General features: G+C 65.9%; 21 protein-coding genes and 1 other RNA gene. 11 read left to right on the forward strand and 11 right to left on the reverse strand.

Translation table 11 applies throughout. The features are described 5' to 3' along the window. Positions 1-16: 16 nt before the first annotated feature. Genes ubiH through RCF34_RS11820 form a run of 3 tightly spaced genes read right to left on the reverse strand, consistent with a single transcriptional unit; the run spans position 17 to position 3,095 of the window. Positions 17-1,198, reverse strand: a complete 1,182-nt coding sequence (gene ubiH / locus RCF34_RS11810) for a 2-octaprenyl-6-methoxyphenyl hydroxylase (RefSeq protein ID WP_308708342.1) — start codon at positions 1,196-1,198, stop codon at positions 17-19. Further along, a complete protein-coding gene (gene pepP / locus RCF34_RS11815; RefSeq protein ID WP_308708343.1) occupies positions 1,185-2,534 on the reverse strand; it encodes a Xaa-Pro aminopeptidase in 1,350 nt (449 codons plus the stop codon). Before pepP ends, ubiH begins: the two co-directional genes overlap by 14 nt. A 6-nt stretch (positions 2,535-2,540) precedes the next feature. Further along, on the reverse strand, positions 2,541-3,095 hold the full coding sequence (locus tag RCF34_RS11820; protein ID WP_308708344.1) for a UPF0149 family protein: 555 nt from the start codon (positions 3,093-3,095) through the stop codon (positions 2,541-2,543). Positions 3,096-3,193: 98 nt separating this feature from the next. Here RCF34_RS11820 and RCF34_RS11825 point away from each other — a divergent pair, with 98 nt between their 5' ends. The 4 genes from RCF34_RS11825 to RCF34_RS11840 all read left to right on the forward strand — a co-directional run bounded on the left by RCF34_RS11825 (position 3,194) and on the right by RCF34_RS11840 (position 4,610). Next, on the forward strand, positions 3,194-3,424 hold the full coding sequence (locus RCF34_RS11825) for a TIGR02449 family protein (RefSeq protein ID WP_007161334.1): 231 nt from the start codon (positions 3,194-3,196) through the stop codon (positions 3,422-3,424). Then, positions 3,421-3,729, forward strand: a complete 309-nt coding sequence (locus RCF34_RS11830) for a cell division protein ZapA (RefSeq protein WP_007161335.1) — start codon at positions 3,421-3,423, stop codon at positions 3,727-3,729. Before RCF34_RS11825 ends, RCF34_RS11830 begins: the two co-directional genes overlap by 4 nt. Positions 3,730-3,787: 58 nt before the next feature. After that, a non-coding RNA gene (ssrS, locus tag RCF34_RS11835) (6S RNA) lies at positions 3,788-3,965 on the forward strand. A gap of 9 nt (positions 3,966-3,974) precedes the next feature. Beyond that, on the forward strand, positions 3,975-4,610 hold the full coding sequence (locus RCF34_RS11840; protein WP_308708345.1) for a 5-formyltetrahydrofolate cyclo-ligase: 636 nt from the start codon (positions 3,975-3,977) through the stop codon (positions 4,608-4,610). Here the strand turns inward: RCF34_RS11840 and RCF34_RS11845 are convergent. Beyond that, a complete protein-coding gene (locus tag RCF34_RS11845) occupies positions 4,577-4,744 on the reverse strand; it encodes a hypothetical protein (protein WP_308708346.1) in 168 nt (55 codons plus the stop codon). The genes RCF34_RS11840 and RCF34_RS11845 overlap by 34 nt on opposite strands. A gap of 182 nt (positions 4,745-4,926) precedes the next feature. Here RCF34_RS11845 and RCF34_RS11850 point away from each other — a divergent pair, with 182 nt between their 5' ends. Next, positions 4,927-5,382, forward strand: a complete 456-nt coding sequence (locus RCF34_RS11850; RefSeq protein ID WP_308708347.1) for an EVE domain-containing protein — start codon at positions 4,927-4,929, stop codon at positions 5,380-5,382. Positions 5,383-5,391: 9 nt separating this feature from the next. Here RCF34_RS11850 and RCF34_RS11855 read toward each other — a convergent pair whose 3' ends face one another. Together RCF34_RS11855 and RCF34_RS11860 are read right to left on the reverse strand one after the other, a co-directional pair. After that, the gene (locus tag RCF34_RS11855; protein WP_308708348.1) at positions 5,392-5,799 is read right to left on the reverse strand and encodes a flagellar basal body-associated protein FliL; all 408 of its coding nucleotides are present in this window, start codon (positions 5,797-5,799) and stop codon (positions 5,392-5,394) included. 46 nt (positions 5,800-5,845) lie between these two features. Then, positions 5,846-6,871: a DUF5924 family protein gene (locus RCF34_RS11860; RefSeq protein ID WP_308708349.1), complete on the reverse strand. Its 1,026-nt coding sequence runs from the start codon at positions 6,869-6,871 to the stop codon at positions 5,846-5,848. 190 nt (positions 6,872-7,061) lie between these two features. Here RCF34_RS11860 and glpT point away from each other — a divergent pair, with 190 nt between their 5' ends. Further along, on the forward strand, positions 7,062-8,402 hold the full coding sequence (glpT, locus tag RCF34_RS11865; protein ID WP_183631747.1) for a glycerol-3-phosphate transporter: 1,341 nt from the start codon (positions 7,062-7,064) through the stop codon (positions 8,400-8,402). 130 nt (positions 8,403-8,532) lie between these two features. Here glpT and RCF34_RS11870 read toward each other — a convergent pair whose 3' ends face one another. The 5 genes from RCF34_RS11870 to RCF34_RS11890 form a co-directional block, all read right to left on the reverse strand. Next, entirely contained in the window at positions 8,533-9,501 is a 969-nt protein-coding gene (locus tag RCF34_RS11870; protein ID WP_308708350.1) for a CDP-6-deoxy-delta-3,4-glucoseen reductase, read from the reverse strand. Positions 9,502-9,512: 11 nt separating this feature from the next. Continuing rightward, entirely contained in the window at positions 9,513-10,979 is a 1,467-nt protein-coding gene (ubiD, locus tag RCF34_RS11875) for a 4-hydroxy-3-polyprenylbenzoate decarboxylase (RefSeq protein WP_308708351.1), read from the reverse strand. A gap of 118 nt (positions 10,980-11,097) precedes the next feature. After that, complete coding sequence (rho, locus tag RCF34_RS11880) at positions 11,098-12,360, reverse strand: transcription termination factor Rho (RefSeq protein WP_059316550.1); 1,263 nt, start codon at positions 12,358-12,360, stop codon at positions 11,098-11,100. A gap of 226 nt (positions 12,361-12,586) precedes the next feature. Next, positions 12,587-12,913: a thioredoxin TrxA gene (gene trxA / locus RCF34_RS11885; protein WP_017639417.1), complete on the reverse strand. Its 327-nt coding sequence runs from the start codon at positions 12,911-12,913 to the stop codon at positions 12,587-12,589. A gap of 227 nt (positions 12,914-13,140) precedes the next feature. After that, positions 13,141-13,836, reverse strand: a complete 696-nt coding sequence (locus RCF34_RS11890; protein WP_308708352.1) for a FadR/GntR family transcriptional regulator — start codon at positions 13,834-13,836, stop codon at positions 13,141-13,143. A gap of 267 nt (positions 13,837-14,103) precedes the next feature. Here RCF34_RS11890 and RCF34_RS11895 point away from each other — a divergent pair, with 267 nt between their 5' ends. From RCF34_RS11895 to ppx, 5 genes are all read left to right on the forward strand, one after another. Beyond that, entirely contained in the window at positions 14,104-14,886 is a 783-nt protein-coding gene (locus RCF34_RS11895; protein ID WP_308708353.1) for a transporter substrate-binding domain-containing protein, read from the forward strand. Between the two features lie 13 nt (positions 14,887-14,899). After that, positions 14,900-15,565 (forward strand): amino acid ABC transporter permease, encoded by a 666-nt coding sequence (locus RCF34_RS11900; protein ID WP_308708354.1) that lies wholly within the window; start codon positions 14,900-14,902, stop codon positions 15,563-15,565. Further along, positions 15,562-16,212: an amino acid ABC transporter permease gene (locus RCF34_RS11905; RefSeq protein WP_308708966.1), complete on the forward strand. Its 651-nt coding sequence runs from the start codon at positions 15,562-15,564 to the stop codon at positions 16,210-16,212. Before RCF34_RS11900 ends, RCF34_RS11905 begins: the two co-directional genes overlap by 4 nt. Next, complete coding sequence (locus RCF34_RS11910; protein ID WP_183631757.1) at positions 16,199-16,930, forward strand: amino acid ABC transporter ATP-binding protein; 732 nt, start codon at positions 16,199-16,201, stop codon at positions 16,928-16,930. Before RCF34_RS11905 ends, RCF34_RS11910 begins: the two co-directional genes overlap by 14 nt. A gap of 112 nt (positions 16,931-17,042) precedes the next feature. After that, a complete protein-coding gene (gene ppx / locus RCF34_RS11915; RefSeq protein WP_308708355.1) occupies positions 17,043-18,542 on the forward strand; it encodes an exopolyphosphatase in 1,500 nt (499 codons plus the stop codon). Positions 18,543-18,592 lie beyond the last annotated feature (50 nt).

The raw sequence follows: 18,592 nt of genomic DNA on the forward strand, positions 1-18,592 counted from the left end.
CGTTTCTCCTCGCAGGTCAGGGACGGGTACCCAGGCCCATGGCCTGGCGGGCGAAGGCGCTCTTGGCCGGCGGGCACAGCTCCAGGCCGACCAGGCCCAGGTTGCGTCCGGCACTGAGCCAGAGCCGGCTGTTGGAGAACAGCCGGGTGATGCGATCGGAAAAGCCGATGGTCAGCTGCTGGTCCAGACGCTGGCGCTGCAGGTAGTCCTGCAGGGTGGCGAAATCGCCGGGCGCCGCGGCGCTTTCCAGCAGGCATTCGGCCAGGCTGTCGACATCGCGCAAGGACAGGTTGAAGCCCTGGCCGGCGATGGGGTGCAGGCTGTGGGCGGCATTGCCCAGGACCACCAGGTGCGGGCGGACCTGCTCGTTGGCTTCCAGCAGGGTCAGCGGATAGGCATGGCGGGTGCCGACCTGGGTGAAGCTGCCCAGGCGATAGCCCACCGCCTGCTGCAATTCGGCGAGAAAGACGGCATCGGGCGCCTGTTGCAGCCGCAGGGCCTCGCCGTCCGGCTGGGTCCAGACCAGGGCACTGCGCTGACCCGGCAGGGGCAGCAGCGCCAGGGGGCCGTGGGGGGTGAAACGCTCGAAAGCGCGACCGCCATGGCCGAGATTGGTCGAGACGTTGGCGATCAGCGCGGTCTGCTCATAGACCGTCCGCCGCACCTCGATGCCGAGGGCTTCGCGCAGCGCCGAGCGGCCGCCGTCGGCGAGCACCGCCAGGCCGCATTCGAGGATGTCGCCATCATCCAGCTCCAGGCGATAGCCGTCGGCAACGGCGGTGAGCCTGCGTACCTCGGCCGGGCAGCGCCATTCCACCACCTCGCGATCCAGGGCCTGCCAGAGCACCTGGCCGATCCAGGCGTTCTCCACCACATAGCCCAGCGCCGGCAGGTGCTCGTCGCGGGCGAGCAGCTGGGTCACGCCGAAGCGGCCCTGATCGGAGACCTGGATCTCGCGGATCGCCTCGGCATGCTCGGCCAGGGCGTCCCAGACGCCGAGGCGCTGGTAGATCAGCCGCGAGCCATAGGACAGTGCCGAGGAGCGGGCATCGTAGCTGGGCTGATAGGTGTCGCCGGGAGCGAAGGGCTCCACCAGCAGGATGCGCCAGCCGCGCGCCTTGGCCCCGGCCTGCAGGGCCAGGGCCAGACTGGCGCCCACCAGGCCGCCACCGATGATGGCGATATCAGGACGTTGCATGAGCGTTCTCCCGGCGGTCGCGCGCGGCCGCCATCAAGCCTTCGATCTCCGCGGCCGCCTTGGGCAGGCCGGCGGTCAGCACCTCGCGACCACAGCGCGTCACCAGCACCTCGTCCTCGATGCGGAGGCCCAGGCCGCGCCATTTGCGCGGCACCTCGGCCTCCGGAGGGATGTAGAGTCCGGGCTCAACGGTCAGTACCATGCCGGGCTCCAGCATCCGCCACTGATCGCCGATGCGGTATTCGCCGACGTCATGGACATCCAGCCCCAGCCAGTGACCGGCGCGGTGCATGTAGAACTGGCGACAGGCGCCCGCCTCGATCAGCGCGTCCAGTTCGCCCTGGAGCAGGCCCAGGGCGAGCAGCCCCTCGGTGATCACCCTGACCGTGGCTTCGTGGGGTTCGTTCCAGTGCCGTCCGGGCGCCACGCAGGCGATGGCGGCCTGGTTGGCGGCCAGCACGATGTCGTACAGCTGCCGCTGCTCCGGCGAGAAGCGGCCATTGACCGGAAAGGTGCGGGTCACGTCGCTGGCATAGCATTCCAGCTCGCATCCGGCATCGATCAGTACCAGGTCGCCGTCGCGCAGGGGCGCATCGTTGGCCTGGTAGTGCATGACGCAGGCATTGGCTCCGGCGGCGACGATGGAGCCATAGGCCGCCAGCCGGGCACCACCCTGGCGGAAGCAGTAGTCCAGCTCCGCCTCCAGGTGATACTCACGCAGCCCCGGCCGGCAGGCCTGGATGGCGCGCAGGTGGGCGGCGCAGGTCAATTCGGCGGCGGCCTTGAGCAGGCGCACCTCGGCGGCCGACTTGTACAGCCGGCTGTCGTGCAACAGGGTATCCAGCGCCAGGAGTTCCCGCGGCGGCGAGGCGCCCTGGTCGGCCTTGGCGCGGATCAGTTCGATCCAGTTGAGCAGTTGCCGCTCGAATTCCGGATGGGCGCCCATGGCGTAGTAGACCCGCTCGCGCCCTTCCAGCAGCCCGGGCAGGATGTCGTCCAGATCGCCGATGGGAAAGGCATCGTCCGCGCCATAGTCGGCCAGTGCGCCTTCCTGACCGGCGCGCCGACCCTCCCAGCGCTCCAGCTCCGCGTCCCGCTCGCGGCAGAACAGCAGGTATTCACCGTGGGCCCGGCCGGGAATCAGCACGGCCAGGGCCTCGGGTTCGGGAAAACCGGTGAGGTACTGGAAATCGCTGTCCTGGCGATAGGGCTGCTCGATGTCGCGATTGCGCAGGCACACCGGCGCGGCGGGCAGCAGGGCGATGCCGCCGTGGCCGATCTCGGCCATCAGGGCGCGGCGGCGACGGGCGAATTCGGCCTTGTGGATCCGCGGCATGGCCGCTCAGTGCACCACGGGCGCAGGTTCGGGAGTGGGACCACGGCCGTATTCGCCATAGAGCAGCAGCGGGGCGACGCGCAGGTATTCGGTGACTTCCATGAAGTCGTTCTCGCCCTCTTCGCCCTCTTCGGCGGGCTCCTGGATCTGGGCGATGGCCGCCAGGTCTTCGAGCACCTCGCGCGCCTCGCCGGAGACCTCGCCGGTGCGCCCGGACAGCCCGAAACCGGCCAGGAAGCCCTGGCACCACTGGCCCAGCGCGGCGGTGCGCTCGGCGAGGGTCACCTCGTCCGGCGGCAGCATCAGCACCAGGGCCACCTGCTGGCCGGCGAATTCCTGCTGCACCATGCCCAGCAGCCCCGACAGCGCCGCCTGCAGACGCTCGCCCGGCGCGCCACCGAGCAGCTCGCTGGCCGCGGCCAGCCAGTCGTTCTCGTCGAAGCCCGCGCCCCCGCAGACCCGCCCGAGCAGGTGACCGTGGAGTTCGGCGGGCGAGACCGGCAGAGCGGCCTCGGCGAGCAGGGTGGCGAAGGCGGCGTAGGCGGATGCTGAGCTGGACATGGCGTCGAGGGGAGGCGCTGGCTAGAATGAAGCCTTATCCTACGCGCTGACCCCGCCGGCGGCCAATCTCGTTGCACCCTTCTGGAGCTGTAGCCCTCATGCGCGAGTCTCGCGACACGCCCCTCGACGCCGATCTGGAAGCCCTCGGTGACCGTGTGGAGCGCCTGCTCCTGCGTCTTGAGGAATTGCAGCGGCAGAATCGACAACTGCGCCAGGGCGAGCGCAACTGGCGCCAGGAGCGCGCCGAGTTGATCGAGAAGAACGAATTGGCCAGATCGAAGGTCGAAGCGATGATTTTACGCCTGAAAGCCTTGGAGCAGGACTCATGAGCATCGAGACCGTGACCGTCCAGATACTGGAAAAGGAATATCGCATCAGCTGCCCGGCTGACGAGCGCGCCAACCTGGAGAGCACCGCTCGCTACCTGGACGGCAAGATGCGCGAGATCCGCGGCAGCGGCAAGGTCATCGGCGCCGACCGCGTGGCCGTGATGGCCGCCCTCAACATCACCCACGAACTGCTGCACCGTCAGGACGACGTCAGCCTGGAAGTCAGCAGCACCCGCGAGCGGGTCCGCGACCTGCTGGATCGCGTCGACCGGGCGCTGATCACCGAACACGACACCACCGCCTGACCGACGAGCTTAGATAGGTGGGGGTTTGCATCCCGGCTCAGGGGCGTATACTGGAGGTCACTCTCTGGTGTGTGCGCCAGTCGGTCATGTCCCCGAGCCGATAAGCAACACCCCGGGGGTTGCTCGTAAGGCTGGTGTGCATGTCCGCTACGGCGGAAAGCCTAAAGGTCTACGACTTCTCCCACCTTGAACCAAGGGTTCAAGGGCTACACCGGCAGCGGCATTCCGGAGAGCTCATTTCCTTCATGACCACCCCGCCTTCCCCCGATCTCAGCAGGCCCGCGCTACGCAAGCTCCTCCGCCAGCGACGTCGCGCCCTCACCGCCGTCCAGCAACGCCAGGCCGCCCGCCAGCTCTATCGGCAACTCGCCCAGCACCCGCTGTTCCGCCGTGCCCGGCATATCGCCTTCTATCTGCCCAGCGATGGCGAAATCGATCCGCGTCCACTGCTCGAAGAAGCCCAGCGCCGTGGCAAGGCGACCTACCTGCCGGTGCTCTCGCGCTGGCCGCGGACGGCGATGATCTTTCAGCGGGTCGGGCACGGCGAATCCTGGGTGCGCAACCGCTTCGGCATCGCCGAGCCACGCCCGGATCGCCGCCTGGGTCGGCCGACCTGGGCCCTGGATCTGATCCTGATGCCGCTGGTAGGCTTCGATCCCCAGGGCGGACGCCTGGGCATGGGCAAGGGCTTCTACGACCGCAACCTGGCTTACCTGGCGCGCCGACGGCAATGGCACAGTCCGCAGTTGATCGGCTGCGCCCATGAATGTCAGAAGGTGAAACGGCTGGCACTGGCGGCCTGGGACGTGCCCATGGCGGCCGTGGTGAGCGATGGCGACTGGTACGCTCAGCGGATGGGAGAGACTTCCCGCGTCGGCTGAGCGTCGCTGGCATAGCGGGCGTACTGCTGCTGGCTCTGGCGCTGTTCCCAGAAACTCTGGGTGTACCCAGTGGTGACCACGCCCAGGGTGAAGATCAGGACCAGCACCCACAACAAATCAGGTTTGCGTTTCATCGAGCTGGGCCACCCCCTTGCTGGCACCTTTGGGCAGGACAGGACGTCGCCCTGTTATGCTCAGCGCGTACGATCAGACTACATCCGGAATGCGCGGCATTCTGCGACAAGCGGTCGCCCCTTGCAATCGACCAGACCCTTTCCTGGAAGCTCCCGAGCCTCCATTCGTCAGGAGACGAACCGTGGCCTGCTGGCTGTTGAAATCCGAGCCCGATGAGTTCTCGCTAACCGCCCTGGAACGCCTGGGCCAGGCGCGCTGGGATGGAGTGCGCAATTACCAGGCGCGTAACTTCCTGCGCGCCATGGCACCCGACGAGCTGTTCTTCTTTCATCATTCGAGTTGCGCCGAACCGGGCATCGCCGGCATCGGCCGCATCGTCGGCGAAGCCTTCGCGGACCCCACCGCCCTGGATCCCGAAAGCCCCTACCATGCGCCCAAGGCCAGCGCCGAAGACAATCCCTGGACAGCGCGCCAGGTAGCCTTCGTCGAGGCCTTTCCGCGGGTCCTGACCCTGCCGCGCCTGCGCCAGTTGCCGGCACTCGCCGACTTCGCCCTGCTGCGCAAGGGCAATCGCCTGTCGGTGATGCCGGTCAGCGCAGAGGAGTGGGCGGCGATCGTCGCCGCGGCCCGCGGCTGACCGTCTACGTCAGGGCTGGATGATCAGGTTGTTGAACAGCAGGTCTTCCACCAGAGGCTTGCCTTCCTCCTGGGTGAGGACGCTCTGCACCTGCTTGAGGGCTTCCTGGCGCAGTTTCTCGCGGGCTTCCACGCCGGCCAGGGTCTCGTCCGTCTGCTGGGCGAAGAGCATCACCAGCTGATTGCGGATCAGCGGCTCGTGGAACTCCACCTTATCCTTGGCCTCCTTGCCGGTCATCATCAGGGCGATGTCGGCCTTGTAGTACTTGAGCTTGGGACCGCTGCCATAGTTGCCGACCAGGGCCGGAGTCAGGTTGTAGAACTCGGTCTTGGGTGCCTCCCCTTCCTTCTTCTCTTCGTTCGCCCAGGCAGTGAAGGCCAGGCAGAAGGACAACAAAACGGCAGCGACGGCTTTCACGGCGAATCCTCTAGAGGGTGGATGGCTGCAGCATAGCCAGCGGGATTCAAGGGGTCACCTCGAACCTGAGGGTTCCGATCACCTGGCCGACGTCCGTCACCACTTGCACCTGCCAACGGCCGGTCACGTCGCCGGGGAAGTTCTGCTTGTGGGTCCAGGCGCGATAACCGGCCTCGCGACCGCCGCTGATATCCAGGGGAATCCGATCCACCTCCTGACCGGCATGGCGCCAGACATGGTAGATGCGCTCGTTCAGGCCGCGCGGCGCATTGATGGCGGTGAAGGCATAGAGCCCCTGGGCACGCAGCTGGGTGCTGCTCAGGCTCTTCACCGCATCGCCCGGCTGGCGCTTGAGGCTGTCGAAGTTGGTGCTCATGCCCATGTCGGTCAGCCACAGGGTGGCCGGCGGCACCCAGGCACGACCCAGCCAGCCGAAGACGCCGATGGCCAGGCACAGGCCCAGCAGTCCCAGCCAGCGCCAGCCCAGGCGTACCCGGAAGGCCACCGCCAGACTGGGAAAGGACAGCAGCACGGCGACGCTCAGGGCCAGTTCGTAGCTCTGGGTGGTGGTCAGGTGCAGGATGATCGGCAGCGCCGTGAGCAGCACCGCGAACAGCGTCAGGGTGTGGTAGCTGAGAAAGACCCAGCGCCGCGGCGCCAGGGCCTTGTAGTAGAGCGGATCGATGATGGAGACCAGCGCGGCCGCGCCGATCAACCCGGTGAATAGCGCCTGGCCACTGTTCCAGGCCGTGGTGATGGCAAAGAACGGCAGGCAGAAGAACAGGCTTTCCTGGTGGATCAGCTGGGTGGCGTAGCGCAGCAGCGGTGGCGGCAACTCCCAGCCGAAGCGCCGGCTGACCCAGCCCCGCAGCACGTTTTCCAGCATCAGCCAGACCCAGCTCGCCAGCATGACCACGGCCATCACCGGGGCGAAGCCCTTCTGCCGGTCCACCAGCAGGAAACTGCAGATCCCCGAGATGAAGCCGGCCAGGGCGATCAGCCGCGGATAGCGTTCGAACAGGGCGGTGGCCAGGGTCAGGGCGCGGGAGGACAGGACTTTCCAGGCAGGCATGACGACTCGTGAAAACGGCAGCAAAGACGCGCCACCCTAGGCGCGCAACCCGTACAGATCAAGGGGGAATCCGGGCGCTCGCTGCCACAGGGCGGAAAAGCCTGTGCAGGCTGTAATATCATTGTAATATTCGAAAACGAACCTGGAATGTTCGCTTTCGATTAATACCTATAACAATACCGAGGCTCCCATGCTTGGAATCTTTGCCCCTGCGGCCCATCGCACGCCGCTGCCCGCCGATCGCATCGACCCCGTCTACCGCCGCCTCCGCTGGCAGATCTTCGCCGGGATCTTCATCGGTTACGCCGGCTACTACCTGCTGCGCAAGAACTTCTCGCTGGCCATGCCCTACCTGGTTGAGCAAGGCTACAGCCGGGGCGAACTGGGGGTGGCGCTGTCCGCGGTAGCCATCGCCTACGGCCTGTCCAAGTTCCTCATGGGGCTGGTCTCGGACCGCTCCAATCCGCGCTACTTCCTGCCTTTCGGGCTGGTGATGTCGGCGTTGGTGATGCTGCTGTTCGGATTCGCGCCCTGGGCCACCTCCAGTGTCAGCATCATGTTCGTCCTGCTGTTCCTCAACGGCTGGTTCCAGGGCATGGGCTGGCCGCCCAGCGGTCGCACCATGGTGCACTGGTGGTCGCAGAAGGAGCGTGGCGGGGTGGTCTCGGTGTGGAACGTCGCCCACAACGTCGGCGGCGGCTTGATCGGCCCGCTGTTCCTGCTCGGCCTGGCCTGGTTCAACGACTGGCACGCCGCCTTCTATGTCCCGGCCGTGGTTGCCCTGGCGGTGGCGGCCTTCGCCTTCATCGCCATGCGCGACACCCCGCAGTCCTGCGGCCTGCCATCGGTGGAACACTGGAAACAGGACTTCCCCGAGGGCTACAGCGAAGGTCACGAACGCGAATTCTCCACCAAGGAGATCTTCGTCGAGTACGTACTGAAGAATCGCCTGCTCTGGTACATCGCCTTTGCCAACGTCTTCGTCTATCTGCTGCGCTATGGCGTGCTGGACTGGGCCCCCACCTACCTCAAGGAAGCCAAGCACTTCTCGGTGGACAAGACCTCCTGGGCCTACTTCTTCTACGAATGGGCGGGCATCCCCGGCACCCTGCTCTGCGGCTGGCTCTCGGACAAGCTGTTCCGCGGCAACCGCGGCGCCACCGGCGTGGTGTTCATGCTCGGCGTGCTGGTCGCCACCCTGGTCTACTGGCTCAACCCGGAAGGCAATCCCGGCATCGACCTGGCGGCCCTGGTATCCATCGGTTTCCTGATCTACGGCCCGGTGATGCTGATCGGCCTGCAGGCGCTGGAGCTGGTACCCAAGAAGGCCGCTGGCACCGCCGCGGGCTTCACCGGACTGTTCGGCTACCTGGGTGGCTCGGTCGCGGCCAACGCCCTGGTCGGCTACACCGTGGACCACTTCGGCTGGGATGGCGGCTTCATGCTGTTGATCGGCTCCTGCGTCCTGGCCATCGTCTTCCTGGCGATGACCCTGAGACACACCGGCATGGTGGCCAAGTCGGCGCGCTGAGCTTGGACACGATCCCCGTGGCGTGGATGACGGCGTAGCCTCATCCACCGAGGCTCAAGGTGGAAAACGCTACGCGGTTTTTCCACCCTACGGCCGTATTCATCGCGGCCGCGCCATGGCCGCGACAGGCTCACCCCCGCGGCGCGTAGGCGAAGACGTCGGCGCGCATCTGGTGCGCGTCCATGCCGGCGTCCACCAGGGCGTCCAGGGTGGCATAGACCATCGCCGGCGAGCCGCTGGCGTAGACGTGCAGGCCGTCCAGGTCGGCGAAATCCGCACGCACCACCTCGTGCAGCAGACCGCAGCGCCCTTCCCAGCCACAGGCATCGCTCACCACCCGGTTCAGAACGAGATTGGGCAGCTCCGCCCAGGCGTCCCAGGCCTCGATGGCATAGAAGTCGTCCGGCGTCCGCACCCCCCAGTAGAGGTGCACCGGCTGGACGAAACCCCGGGTGCGGGCGTCCTCGATCAGGCTGTGCATCTGCGCCATGCCGGTCCCGGCGGCGATCAGTACCAGGGGGCCGTCGGGCAATTCGGCCAGGTGGGCGTCGCCATAGGGCAGCTCGACCTGGGCCATGCCCTTGGTTTCGAGTTGCGCCAGCAGCGCCTGGCTGCTGGCCTCGCGGGCCAACACGTGCAATTCCAGCTCACGCCCCTGGTGCGGCGCTGAGGCCAGGGAAAAGGCCGATTGCTTGCCGTCGTCGCGCTGGATCAGCAGGTACTGGCCGGCGTGATAGCGCGGCGGCCGCCCGGCTGGAGCACGCAGGCGCACCCGACGGACATCGCCCCCCACATCGTCCAGGGCCACCACCTGGCAGGCCAGCTGGCGCACCGGCAATTCGCCAGGCGCCAGGACGCCGTCCCACTGCAGCAGGCAGTCGCTCAGGGGTACGGCCACGCAGACATAGATTTCGCCATGATCGGCGGTCTTTCCATGCTGGGTGACCTGCCCCTCCACCAGCAGCGCGGCGCAGAGCTGGCAATTGCCGTTGCGGCAGCTGTGCGGCCCGCTGTAGCCGAGGCGCTGCGCGGCGGCCAGGATGGCTTCGCCGGGCTGGGTTTCCAGTACCGCACCCGAGGGCTGCAGGGTGACCTTCATCGTCGTCTCCGTTAATCGATCCCGAGACTGGACCACATCTCGTCCACCCGTTTGACCACCGCTTCGTCCTTGACGATCACCCGTCCCCATTCGCGGGTGGTCTCGCCCGGCCACTTGTGGGTGGCATCCAGGCCCATCTTCGAGCCCAGGCCGGAGATCGGCGAGGCGAAGTCCAGGTAGTCGATGGGAGTGTTGTCGATCATCACGGTGTCGCGCTTGGGATCCATGCGCGTGGTGACCGCCCAGATGACGTCGTTCCAGTCGCGGGCATTGATGTCGTCGTCGGTGACGATCACGAACTTGGTGTACATGAACTGCCGCAGGAACGACCAGACGCCCAGCATCACCCGCTTGGCATGGCCGGGGTACTGCTTCTTGATGGTCACCACCGCCATGCGGTAGGAGCAGCCTTCCGGCGGCAGGTAGAAGTCGACGATCTCCGGAAACTGCTTTTGCAGGATGGGCACGAAGACTTCGTTGAGCGCCACGCCGAGGATGGCCGGCTCGTCCGGCGGCCGCCCGGTGTAGGTGCTGTGATAGATGGGGTCGCGGCGGCGGGTGATGCGTTCCACGGTGAACACCGGGAAGGTATCGACCTCGTTGTAGTAGCCGGTGTGGTCGCCATAGGGCCCTTCCGGCGCGGTTTCGCCCGGATGGATGACCCCTTCCAGCACGATCTCGGCACTGGCCGGCACCTGCAGGTCGTTGCCCACGCACTTGATCAGTTCGCTGCGACTGCCGCGCAGGAGGCCGGCGAAGGCGTATTCGGACAGGGTATCGGGTACCGGGGTGACCGCACCGAGGATGGTGGCCGGATCGGCGCCCAGGGCCACGGCCACCGGGTAGGGCTGGCCGGGATGCTTCTGGCACCACTCGCGGAAATCCAGGGCACCGCCCCTGTGACTCAGCCAGCGCATGATCAACTTGTTGCGACCGATGACCTGCTGACGATAGATGCCGAGGTTCTGGCGTTCCTTGTTGGGGCCGCGGGTAACCGTCAGGCCCCAGGTGATCAGCGGCGCCACGTCGCCCGGCCAGCAGTGCTGGATCGGCAACTGGCCCAGATCGACCGCCTCGCCCTCTTCGATCACCTCCTGGCAGGGCGCATCCTTGAGCACCTTGGGCGCCATGCTGATGACCTTCTTGTAGATCGGCAGCTTGGACCAGGCGTCCTTCAGGCCCTTGGGCGGCTCGGGTTCCTTCAGAAAGGCCAGCAGCTTGCCGATCTCGCGCAGGGCGCCGACGTCCTCGGCGCCCATGCCCAGGGCCACGCGCTGGGGCGTACCGAAGAGGTTACCCAGCACGGGCATGGAGAAGCCCACGGGATTCTCGAACAGCAGCGCCGGGCCTTGCTTGCGCAGGGTCCGGTCGCAGATTTCGGTTATCTCGAGGATCGGCGAGACCGGGGCGGTCACGCGCTTCAGTTCACCACGCTGCTCCAGGCTGCGGATGAAGTCACGCAGATCTCGATATTGCATGCGGCCTCTTGGCGCTGGGGAAAGTCTGGCAGTCTACCGCCTGAGTCGCGCATCGAGAAAGCACTGGCCCAGAAACGCCAAAGGCCGGGATTTCCCGGCCTTTGCATGCGACTGCGCCTTACTTGCTGCGCTTCATCGAATCGAAGAACTCGTTGTTGGTCTTGGTCTGACGCAACTTGTCGAGGAGGAATTCGATGCCGGCGATCTCGTCCATCGGATGCAGGATCTTGCGCAGGATCCACATGCGCGACAGCTCTTCCTCGTCGGTGAGCAACTCTTCGCGGCGGGTGCCGGACTTGTTGATGTTGATGGCCGGGAAGACGCGCTTCTCGGCGATCCGACGCTCCAGGGGCAGCTCCATGTTGCCGGTGCCCTTGAATTCCTCGTAGATCACCTCGTCCATCTTCGAGCCGGTTTCCACCAGCGCGGTAGCGATGATGGTCAGGCTGCCGCCTTCCTCGATGTTACGCGCGGCGCCGAAGAAGCGCTTGGGCTTCTCCAGGGCGTGGGCGTCGACACCACCGGTGAGCACCTTGCCGGAGCTGGGGATCACGGTGTTGAAGGCCCGTGCCAGACGGGTGATGGAATCCAGCAGGATGACCACGTCCTTCTTGTGCTCGACCAGGCGCTTGGCCTTCTCGATCACCATGTCGGCGACCTGCACGTGGCGGGTCGGCGGCTCGTCGAAGGTGGAGGCCACCACTTCACCGCGCACGGTGCGCTGCATCTCGGTCACTTCCTCGGGACGCTCGTCGATGAGCAGCACGATGAGGTAGCACTCGGGATTGTTGCGGGTGATGTTGGCCGCGATGTTCTGCAGCATGATGGTCTTGCCGGCCTTGGGCGGCGCGACGATCAGCCCGCGCTGACCCTTGCCGATGGGGGCGCAGAGGTCGATGACCCGACCGGTGAGGTCTTCGGTGGAGCCGTTGCCGGCCTCCATGGTCAGGCGCTTGGTGGGGAACAGGGGCGTGAGGTTCTCGAACAGCACCTTGTTCTTGGCGTTTTCCGGACGGTCGAAGTTGATGGTGTCAACCTTGAGCAGCGCGAAGTAGCGCTCGCCCTCTTTCGGCGGACGAATCTTGCCGATGATGGTGTCGCCGGTACGCAGGTTGAAGCGGCGGATCTGGCTGGGGGAGACATAGATGTCGTCGGGACCGGCCAGGTAGGAGGAGTCGGCGCTACGCAGGAAGCCGAAGCCGTCCTGCAGGATCTCCAGCACGCCATCCCCGGAAATCTCGTCGCCACCCTTGGCGTGCTTCTTGAGCAGCGCAAAGATGATGTCCTGCTTGCGGGACCGGGCCATGTTTTCCAAGCCCGCGGCATCCGCCATTTCCAACAGTTCCGTGATGGGCTTTTGCTTGAGTTCGGTCAGATTCATAGACGTATGTTGACGTGAGAAGAGGCGAAGGAGGGATTCGAGCTGAGCGGCCGGATGCGAGATTAGCTTCGCGGGATGCGTTCCGAAGAGGAGAACTGACGGCTACAGCAGATGAGAAGACGGCCCGCTGATGGGGTCGTGGCTGGAATCTAGCACTTGCATGGGTACTCGTCCAGCCGTCCGGGCATAAAAAAGCCCCGCATGGCGGGGCTTTCGACTGGCTGCCTCAGACGTTGGCGTCGAGGAAGGCGGCCAGTTGCGACTTGGACAGGGCGCCGACCTTGGTGGCCTCGACCGCGCCGTTCTTGAACAGCATCAGGGTCGGGATGCCACGCACGCCGTACTTCGGCGGGGTGTCCTGGTTTTCGTCGATGTTCAGTTTGCAGACCTTGAGCTTGCCTTGGTAGTCCTTGGCGATCTCGTCCAGAACCGGGGCAATCATCTTGCACGGACCGCACCATTCGGCCCAGTAGTCGACCAGCACGGGGCTGTCGGACTTCAGCACGTCCTGCTCGAAGCTGGCGTCGCTGACATTGGTGATGTATTCGCTCATTGACTCTCTCCGAATTCGGGTGCGACTTGAAGTATGGCCATGATAGCCCTGCCGCCGTCACTTCGAAAGCATTCGAACATTGATGGTGGCTATGACCGGCATTGATGGCAGAGGCGGTTCACAATCTGGCGAGCGGGCGGCAAGGCCTGGGAAAGCGGAGTTAAGGTGCGCTTCCGAGGCCTTCGCAACCCTGGTCGATCACCGCTCAGCCAATCATGGAACGTCGTTTAGACAGCAGGGACCGTGAAGGGGGTTCCACTGCGCAGGGCTGCATTGCGGATATGTTCGCGCATGGCCTTTTGCGCCGCCGCAGGCGAGCGGCGGCTCAGGGCCCTGAGGATGCGCCGGTGTTCCTGCCAGGTTTCCAGGGCTCGCTCGGGGCGCACGAAGGGCAGCTTCTGGCTTTCGTGGAAGCGTCCGGGACTGCTGGTGATCACCGCCAGCATGGCCGGATTGTCCGCCGCCAGCAGCAGTTGGCGATGGAAGTCGAAGTCCAGCACGGCCGCCTCCTCCAGCTCGTTGGCCCGCAGCGCCCGGTGCAGGGCGGCCAGGTTGACCTCCAGGCGATCCAGGTCGGCGGGCCCCAGGGTGACGGCGGCCAGCCCTGCGGCGAAGCCTTCCAGGGCGAATCTCAGCTGGAACACGTGGGCGGCCGTCACCTCGTCGGCGAAGGGCCAGTGTCCATCCACCGCACCCGTCGCCTCCTGCACATAGACGCCGCGCCCGGGCTGGACACTGACCAGGCCCAGGGCGCTCAGGGTGGACAGCGCCTCGCGCAGGGAGGCGCGGCTCACCCCCAGCCGCTCGGCCAGCTCGCGCTGCGCGGGCAAGGCCGCGCCGGGGGCATAGCCTTCGGTCTCGATCAGTCGGCGAATGGCGTCGACGGCATATTGGGGTACGGCGCGGGTGGCAGCGAGGGGCATGGCGTGGTCAGGCCAGTCAGTCCGGAAGCTTGCCTTTTATGCCCAATTCCCAGCGACTTCAAGTGCAGCCCCAAGGCAGAGCACGCCGCCATAGCCGCGCACCAAAGCGGCTCACGGCAAGCGCCAGCGCAGGTGACTGCCCAACGCAACTGTTCAGACCAGTAAGACCAATCCTCAGGCCTGACGGCCCTTGCGCCCTTCCGGCAGGTGGCTGGCACATGAAATGCACTGGGCAGAGCCATCCCAACCTGCTTCCGGAGTCTCGTCATGCTCAAGCGCTGGACCGCCCTCTCCTTGCTCGCCCTGGGCCTGACCGCCCTGCACACCCCCGCCCGGGCCGATCAACTGGCCGACATCCAGCAGCGCGGCGTATTGAAGGTCGCCGTTCCGCAGGACTTCCCGCCCTTCGGTTCGATCGGCCCGGATCTCAAACCGCGTGGCCTGGATATCGATACCGCGCAACTGATGGCGGACAAGCTGAACGTGAAGCTGGAAGTCACCCCGGTCAACAGCACCAACCGCATTCCCTTCCTGACCACCGGCAAGGTCGACCTGGTCATCTCCAGCCTGGGCAAGAATCCCGACCGGGAAAAGGTCATCGACTTCAGCAAGCCCTATGCACCCTTCTATCTCGGCGTCTTCGGCCCCAAGGATGCCGCCATCAGCACACCCGAGCAGCTGGCCGGCAAGGTGATCTCGGTCACGCGCGGCTCCATCGAAGACCTGGCGCTCACCGACGTGGCGCCGAAGGACAGCGTGATCAAGCGCTTCGAGGACAACAACTCCACCATCGCCGCCTACCTGGCCGGGCAGTCCGAGCTGATCGCCAGCGGCAGCGTGGTGATGAAGGTGATCGGCGCGCGCAACCCGGCCAAGGAACCGGTCCTCAAGGTCAAGCTCAAGGACTCGCCGGTGTACGTGGGCATCAACAAGAACGAGCCGGCGCTCAAGGCCAAGGTCGACGCCCTTCTCGATGCGGCCCGCGCCGACGGCACCCTGAGCAAGAACTCCGAAAAGTGGTTGGGCGACCCCCTGCCGAACGCTCTCTGAGGATCGACGCGCCATGGCGTATCAGTTCGACTTCCAGCCCGTGCTCGCGCAGAGCGACCTGCTGCTCAAGGGGGCGCTCTACACCCTTGAGCTGACGGTGATCGGTGGCTTCTTCGGCATCCTCATCGGCATCGTCGGCGCCACCTGCCGCGCCTGGCGCCTGAAACCCTTCGCCCAGGCCTTCGGGATCTACGTCGAGCTGATCCGCAATACGCCCTTCCTGATCCAGCTGTTCTTCATCTTCTTCGGGCTGCCCTCCATCGGGGTGCGGATCGAAGCCGGCCAGGCGGCGGTGCTGGCCATGGTCGTCAACCTCGGCGCCTACTCCACCGAGATCATCCGCGCCGGTATCCAGGCGATACCGCGTGGCCAACTGGAAGCGGCGGCGGCCCTGGCCATGACCCGCTTCGAAACCTTGCGCTACGTGATCCTGCGTCCGGCCCTCGCCAAGGTCTGGCCGGCGCTGTCGAGCCAGCTGGTGATCGTGATGCTGGGCTCGGCGGTCTGCTCGCAGATTTCCACCGAAGAGCTGACCTTTGCCGCCAACTTCATCCAGTCGCGCAACTTCCGCGCCTTCGAAACCTATCTGCTGACCACCCTCATCTATCTGCTCATGGCCATTGGCGTGCGTCAGGCGCTGCATTGGCTGGGCGTCTTCTTCATCGTCAGGAGGCGCTGATGGACTTCACTCTCGCCGACATCCTGCGCAGCCTGGCCAGCGGCCTCGGCCTGACCCTGGTGCTGTCCCTGGCGGCCTTCCTCTTCGGCGGCCTGGCCAGCGCCCTGGTCCTGCTGGCGCGCAACTCGACGCTCCGGCCGCTACGCCTGCTGGCGCGCGGCTACATCGAGCTGTTCCAGGGCACCCCGCTGCTGATGCAGCTGTTCCTGACCTTCTTCGGGCTGTCGCTGCTGGGCCTGGAAGTCCCTGCCTGGCTGGCCGCCGGCCTGGCCCTTACCCTGTTCACCAGCGCCTATCTCGCCGAGATCTGGCGCGGCTGCGTCGAAGCCATTCCCCACGGCCAGTGGGAAGCCTCGGAAAGCCTGGCGATGACCCGCTTCGAGCAGCTGCGCCACGTGATCCTGCCGCAGGCCCTGCGCATCGCCGTGGCGCCCACCGTGGGCTTCTCGGTGCAGGTGGTCAAGGGCACCGCGGTGACCTCCATCATCGGCTTCACCGAACTGACCAAGATCGGCGGCATGCTCGCCAACGCCACCTTCCAGCCCTTCACCGTCTACGGCCTCGCCGCCCTGGGCTATTTCATCCTCTGTTATCCGCTGTCGCTGGCCGCGCGCTGGCTGGAAAGGAGACTGCATGCCGCTGCTTAGAGTGACCGCCCTGCACAAACACTATGGCAACCACCATGTGCTCAAGGGCATCGACCTGACCGTCGAGGAAGGCCAGGTGGTGGCCATCATCGGCAAGAGCGGTTCCGGCAAGAGCACCCTGCTGCGCACCCTGAACGGCCTGGAATCCATCAACGACGGCGTCATCGAGGTGGATGGCGAATACCTGGACGCGGCCAGGGTCAATCTCCGATCGCTGCGGCAGAAGGTCGGCATGGTCTTCCAGCAGTTCAACCTCTTTCCGCACCTGACCGTGGGCGAGAACGTGATGCTGGCGCCCCAGGTGGTCAAGAAGACCAGCAAGGACGAGGCCCGCGCCCTGGCGCGGCAGATGCTCGACCGGGTCGGGCTGGCGGAGAAATTCGACAGCTATCCGGACCGCCTCTCCGGCGGTCAGCAGCAGCGGGTAGCCATCGCCCGCGCCCTGGCCATGTCGCCCAAGGTGCTGCTGTGCGACGAGATCACCTCGGCGCTGGATCCGGAGCTGGTCAACGAGGTGCTGGCGGTGGTCAAGCAACTGGCCCGCGAGGGCATGACGCTGATCATGGTCACCCACGAGATGAGATTCGCCCGCGAGGTCGGCGACAAGCTGGTGTTCATGCATCAGGGCAAGGTCCACGAAAGCGGTCATCCCCAGGAGCTGTTCGCCCGTCCGCAGACACCGGAACTGGCCCAGTTCATCGGTCAGGTGGCTTCCTGAGGCGGAGAAACCCTATTTTTTCTGCCACTTTGCGCAACCGTAACCGCTGTGCGCTTGAAGCCGTCACCGGCTAGCTGGCACGATGGCGCGGTTTATCGCCGAGAGCCTCCAGATGCAGCCTTCGCCAGCCGAACCCCACGAACTGATCGCCGCCATCGACCTGGGCTCGAACAGCTTTCACATCGTCCGGGCGCGCCATTCCCACGGGGAGATCCGCATCCTTGAGCGGCTGGGCGAAAAGATCCAGCTGGCCGCCGGCCTGGACGAGTCGCGCCTGCTCAGCGAAGAGGCCATCCAGCGCGGCCTGGACTGCCTGCGCCGCTTCGCCCAGCTGATCGCCGGCATGCCGCGCGGGGCCGTGCGGGTGGTGGGCACCAACGCCTTGCGCGAAGCGCGCAACCGCGGCGAATTCATCCAGCGCGCCGAAGCCGTGCTCGGCCATGCGGTCGAAGTCATCTCCGGTCGCGAAGAGGCCCGCCTCATCTACCTGGGCGTGTCCCACTCCATGCCCGATGTGCCCGGACGCCGCCTGGTGACCGACATCGGCGGTGGCAGCACCGAATTCATCATCGGCCAGCGCTTCGAGACCCTGCAGCGCGAGAGCCTGCAGATGGGTTGCGTCAGCTTCACCAAGCGATTCTTCGCCGACGGCAAGATCACCGCCGCCCAATACGCCCGTGCCTACACCGCTGCCCGCCTGGAGTTGATGAACATCGACCAGGGCCTGCGCGAGATGGGCTGGCACCAGGCCCTGGGCGCCTCCGGCACCATCCGCGCGGTGGCCCTGGCGATCCAGGCCGCCGGCCGCGGCAATGGCGAGATCACCCCGGATGGCATCGAGTGGCTCAAGCGCAAGCTGCTCAAGCAGGGCGATATCAACCTGCTCAACATCGACGGCGTGAAGCCGGATCGACGCGCCATCCTGCCGGGCGGCCTGGCCATCCTCGAAGCCCTGTTCAAGGCTCTGGAATTGCAGGAGATGCACCTCTCCGAAGGCGCCCTGCGCGAAGGGGTGCTCTACGACATGATCGGCCGGCACAGCCACGAGGACGTCCGCGAACGCACCCTCAACGCTCTGGCCGAGCGCTACCACGTCGATCAGCGCCATGCCGAGCGGGTGGAAAAGCGCGCCCTGAAGTCCCTGGCACAGGTCGCCGAGGCCTGGGCCCTGACCGACGAGAATCATGCCGAACTGCTGCGCTGGGCGGCGCGCCTGCACGGCGTCGGCCTGGACATCGCCCACTACCAGTACCACAAGCACGGCGCCTACCTGATCGAGCACTCGGACCTGCCCGGCTTCTCCCGCCGCGACCAGCAGGCCCTGGCCTTGCTGGTGCGCGGCCATCGCCGCAACATCCCCCTGGAGCGCCTGCAGGAGCTGGGCCCGGAAGGCGAGCCGCTGCTGCGCCTGACCCTGTTGCTGCGCTTCGCCATCCTCTTCCACCACATCCGCCACAAGAGCATCCCGGACGTCCAGCTCAGCGCCGGCGAGCGCAGCCTGGACGTGCAATTCCCCGATGGCTGGCTGGCGGAGAATCCGCTGACCCAGGCGGACTTCGAGCTGGAAGCCCAATGGCTGGAGCGGGTGGGGTATAAGTTGAGCGTTCGCTGAGGGGATTTTTCGTAGGTTGGGTTGAGTGGTAGCGAAGCCCAACCTACGAA

Origin of the sequence: Pseudomonas sp. 102515 (assembly GCF_031085165.1) — a bacterium.
Classification (GTDB): Bacteria; Pseudomonadota; Gammaproteobacteria; order Pseudomonadales; family Pseudomonadaceae; genus Chryseomonas.

Bases quoted from the DNA above. Each gene is read 5' to 3' on its own strand.
- ubiH (WP_308708342.1), bottom strand. From the start codon at position 1,198: ATGCAACGTCCTGATATCGCCATCATCGGTGGCGGCCTGGTGGGCGCC.
- pepP (WP_308708343.1), bottom strand. From the start codon at position 2,534: ATGCCGCGGATCCACAAGGCCGAATTCGCCCGTCGCCGCCGCGCCCTG.
- RCF34_RS11820 (WP_308708344.1), bottom strand. From the start codon at position 3,095: ATGTCCAGCTCAGCATCCGCCTACGCCGCCTTCGCCACCCTGCTCGCC.
- RCF34_RS11825 (WP_007161334.1), top strand. From the start codon at position 3,194: ATGCGCGAGTCTCGCGACACGCCCCTCGACGCCGATCTGGAAGCCCTC.
- RCF34_RS11830 (WP_007161335.1), top strand. From the start codon at position 3,421: ATGAGCATCGAGACCGTGACCGTCCAGATACTGGAAAAGGAATATCGC.
- RCF34_RS11840 (WP_308708345.1), top strand. From the start codon at position 3,975: ATGACCACCCCGCCTTCCCCCGATCTCAGCAGGCCCGCGCTACGCAAG.
- RCF34_RS11845 (WP_308708346.1), bottom strand. From the start codon at position 4,744: ATGAAACGCAAACCTGATTTGTTGTGGGTGCTGGTCCTGATCTTCACC.
- RCF34_RS11860 (WP_308708349.1), bottom strand. From the start codon at position 6,871: ATGCCTGCCTGGAAAGTCCTGTCCTCCCGCGCCCTGACCCTGGCCACC.
- glpT (WP_183631747.1), top strand. From the start codon at position 7,062: ATGCTTGGAATCTTTGCCCCTGCGGCCCATCGCACGCCGCTGCCCGCC.
- RCF34_RS11870 (WP_308708350.1), bottom strand. From the start codon at position 9,501: ATGAAGGTCACCCTGCAGCCCTCGGGTGCGGTACTGGAAACCCAGCCC.
- ubiD (WP_308708351.1), bottom strand. From the start codon at position 10,979: ATGCAATATCGAGATCTGCGTGACTTCATCCGCAGCCTGGAGCAGCGT.
- rho (WP_059316550.1), bottom strand. From the start codon at position 12,360: ATGAATCTGACCGAACTCAAGCAAAAGCCCATCACGGAACTGTTGGAA.
- trxA (WP_017639417.1), bottom strand. From the start codon at position 12,913: ATGAGCGAATACATCACCAATGTCAGCGACGCCAGCTTCGAGCAGGAC.
- RCF34_RS11890 (WP_308708352.1), bottom strand. From the start codon at position 13,836: ATGCCCCTCGCTGCCACCCGCGCCGTACCCCAATATGCCGTCGACGCC.
- RCF34_RS11895 (WP_308708353.1), top strand. From the start codon at position 14,104: ATGCTCAAGCGCTGGACCGCCCTCTCCTTGCTCGCCCTGGGCCTGACC.
- RCF34_RS11900 (WP_308708354.1), top strand. From the start codon at position 14,900: ATGGCGTATCAGTTCGACTTCCAGCCCGTGCTCGCGCAGAGCGACCTG.
- RCF34_RS11910 (WP_183631757.1), top strand. From the start codon at position 16,199: ATGCCGCTGCTTAGAGTGACCGCCCTGCACAAACACTATGGCAACCAC.
- ppx (WP_308708355.1), top strand. From the start codon at position 17,043: ATGCAGCCTTCGCCAGCCGAACCCCACGAACTGATCGCCGCCATCGAC.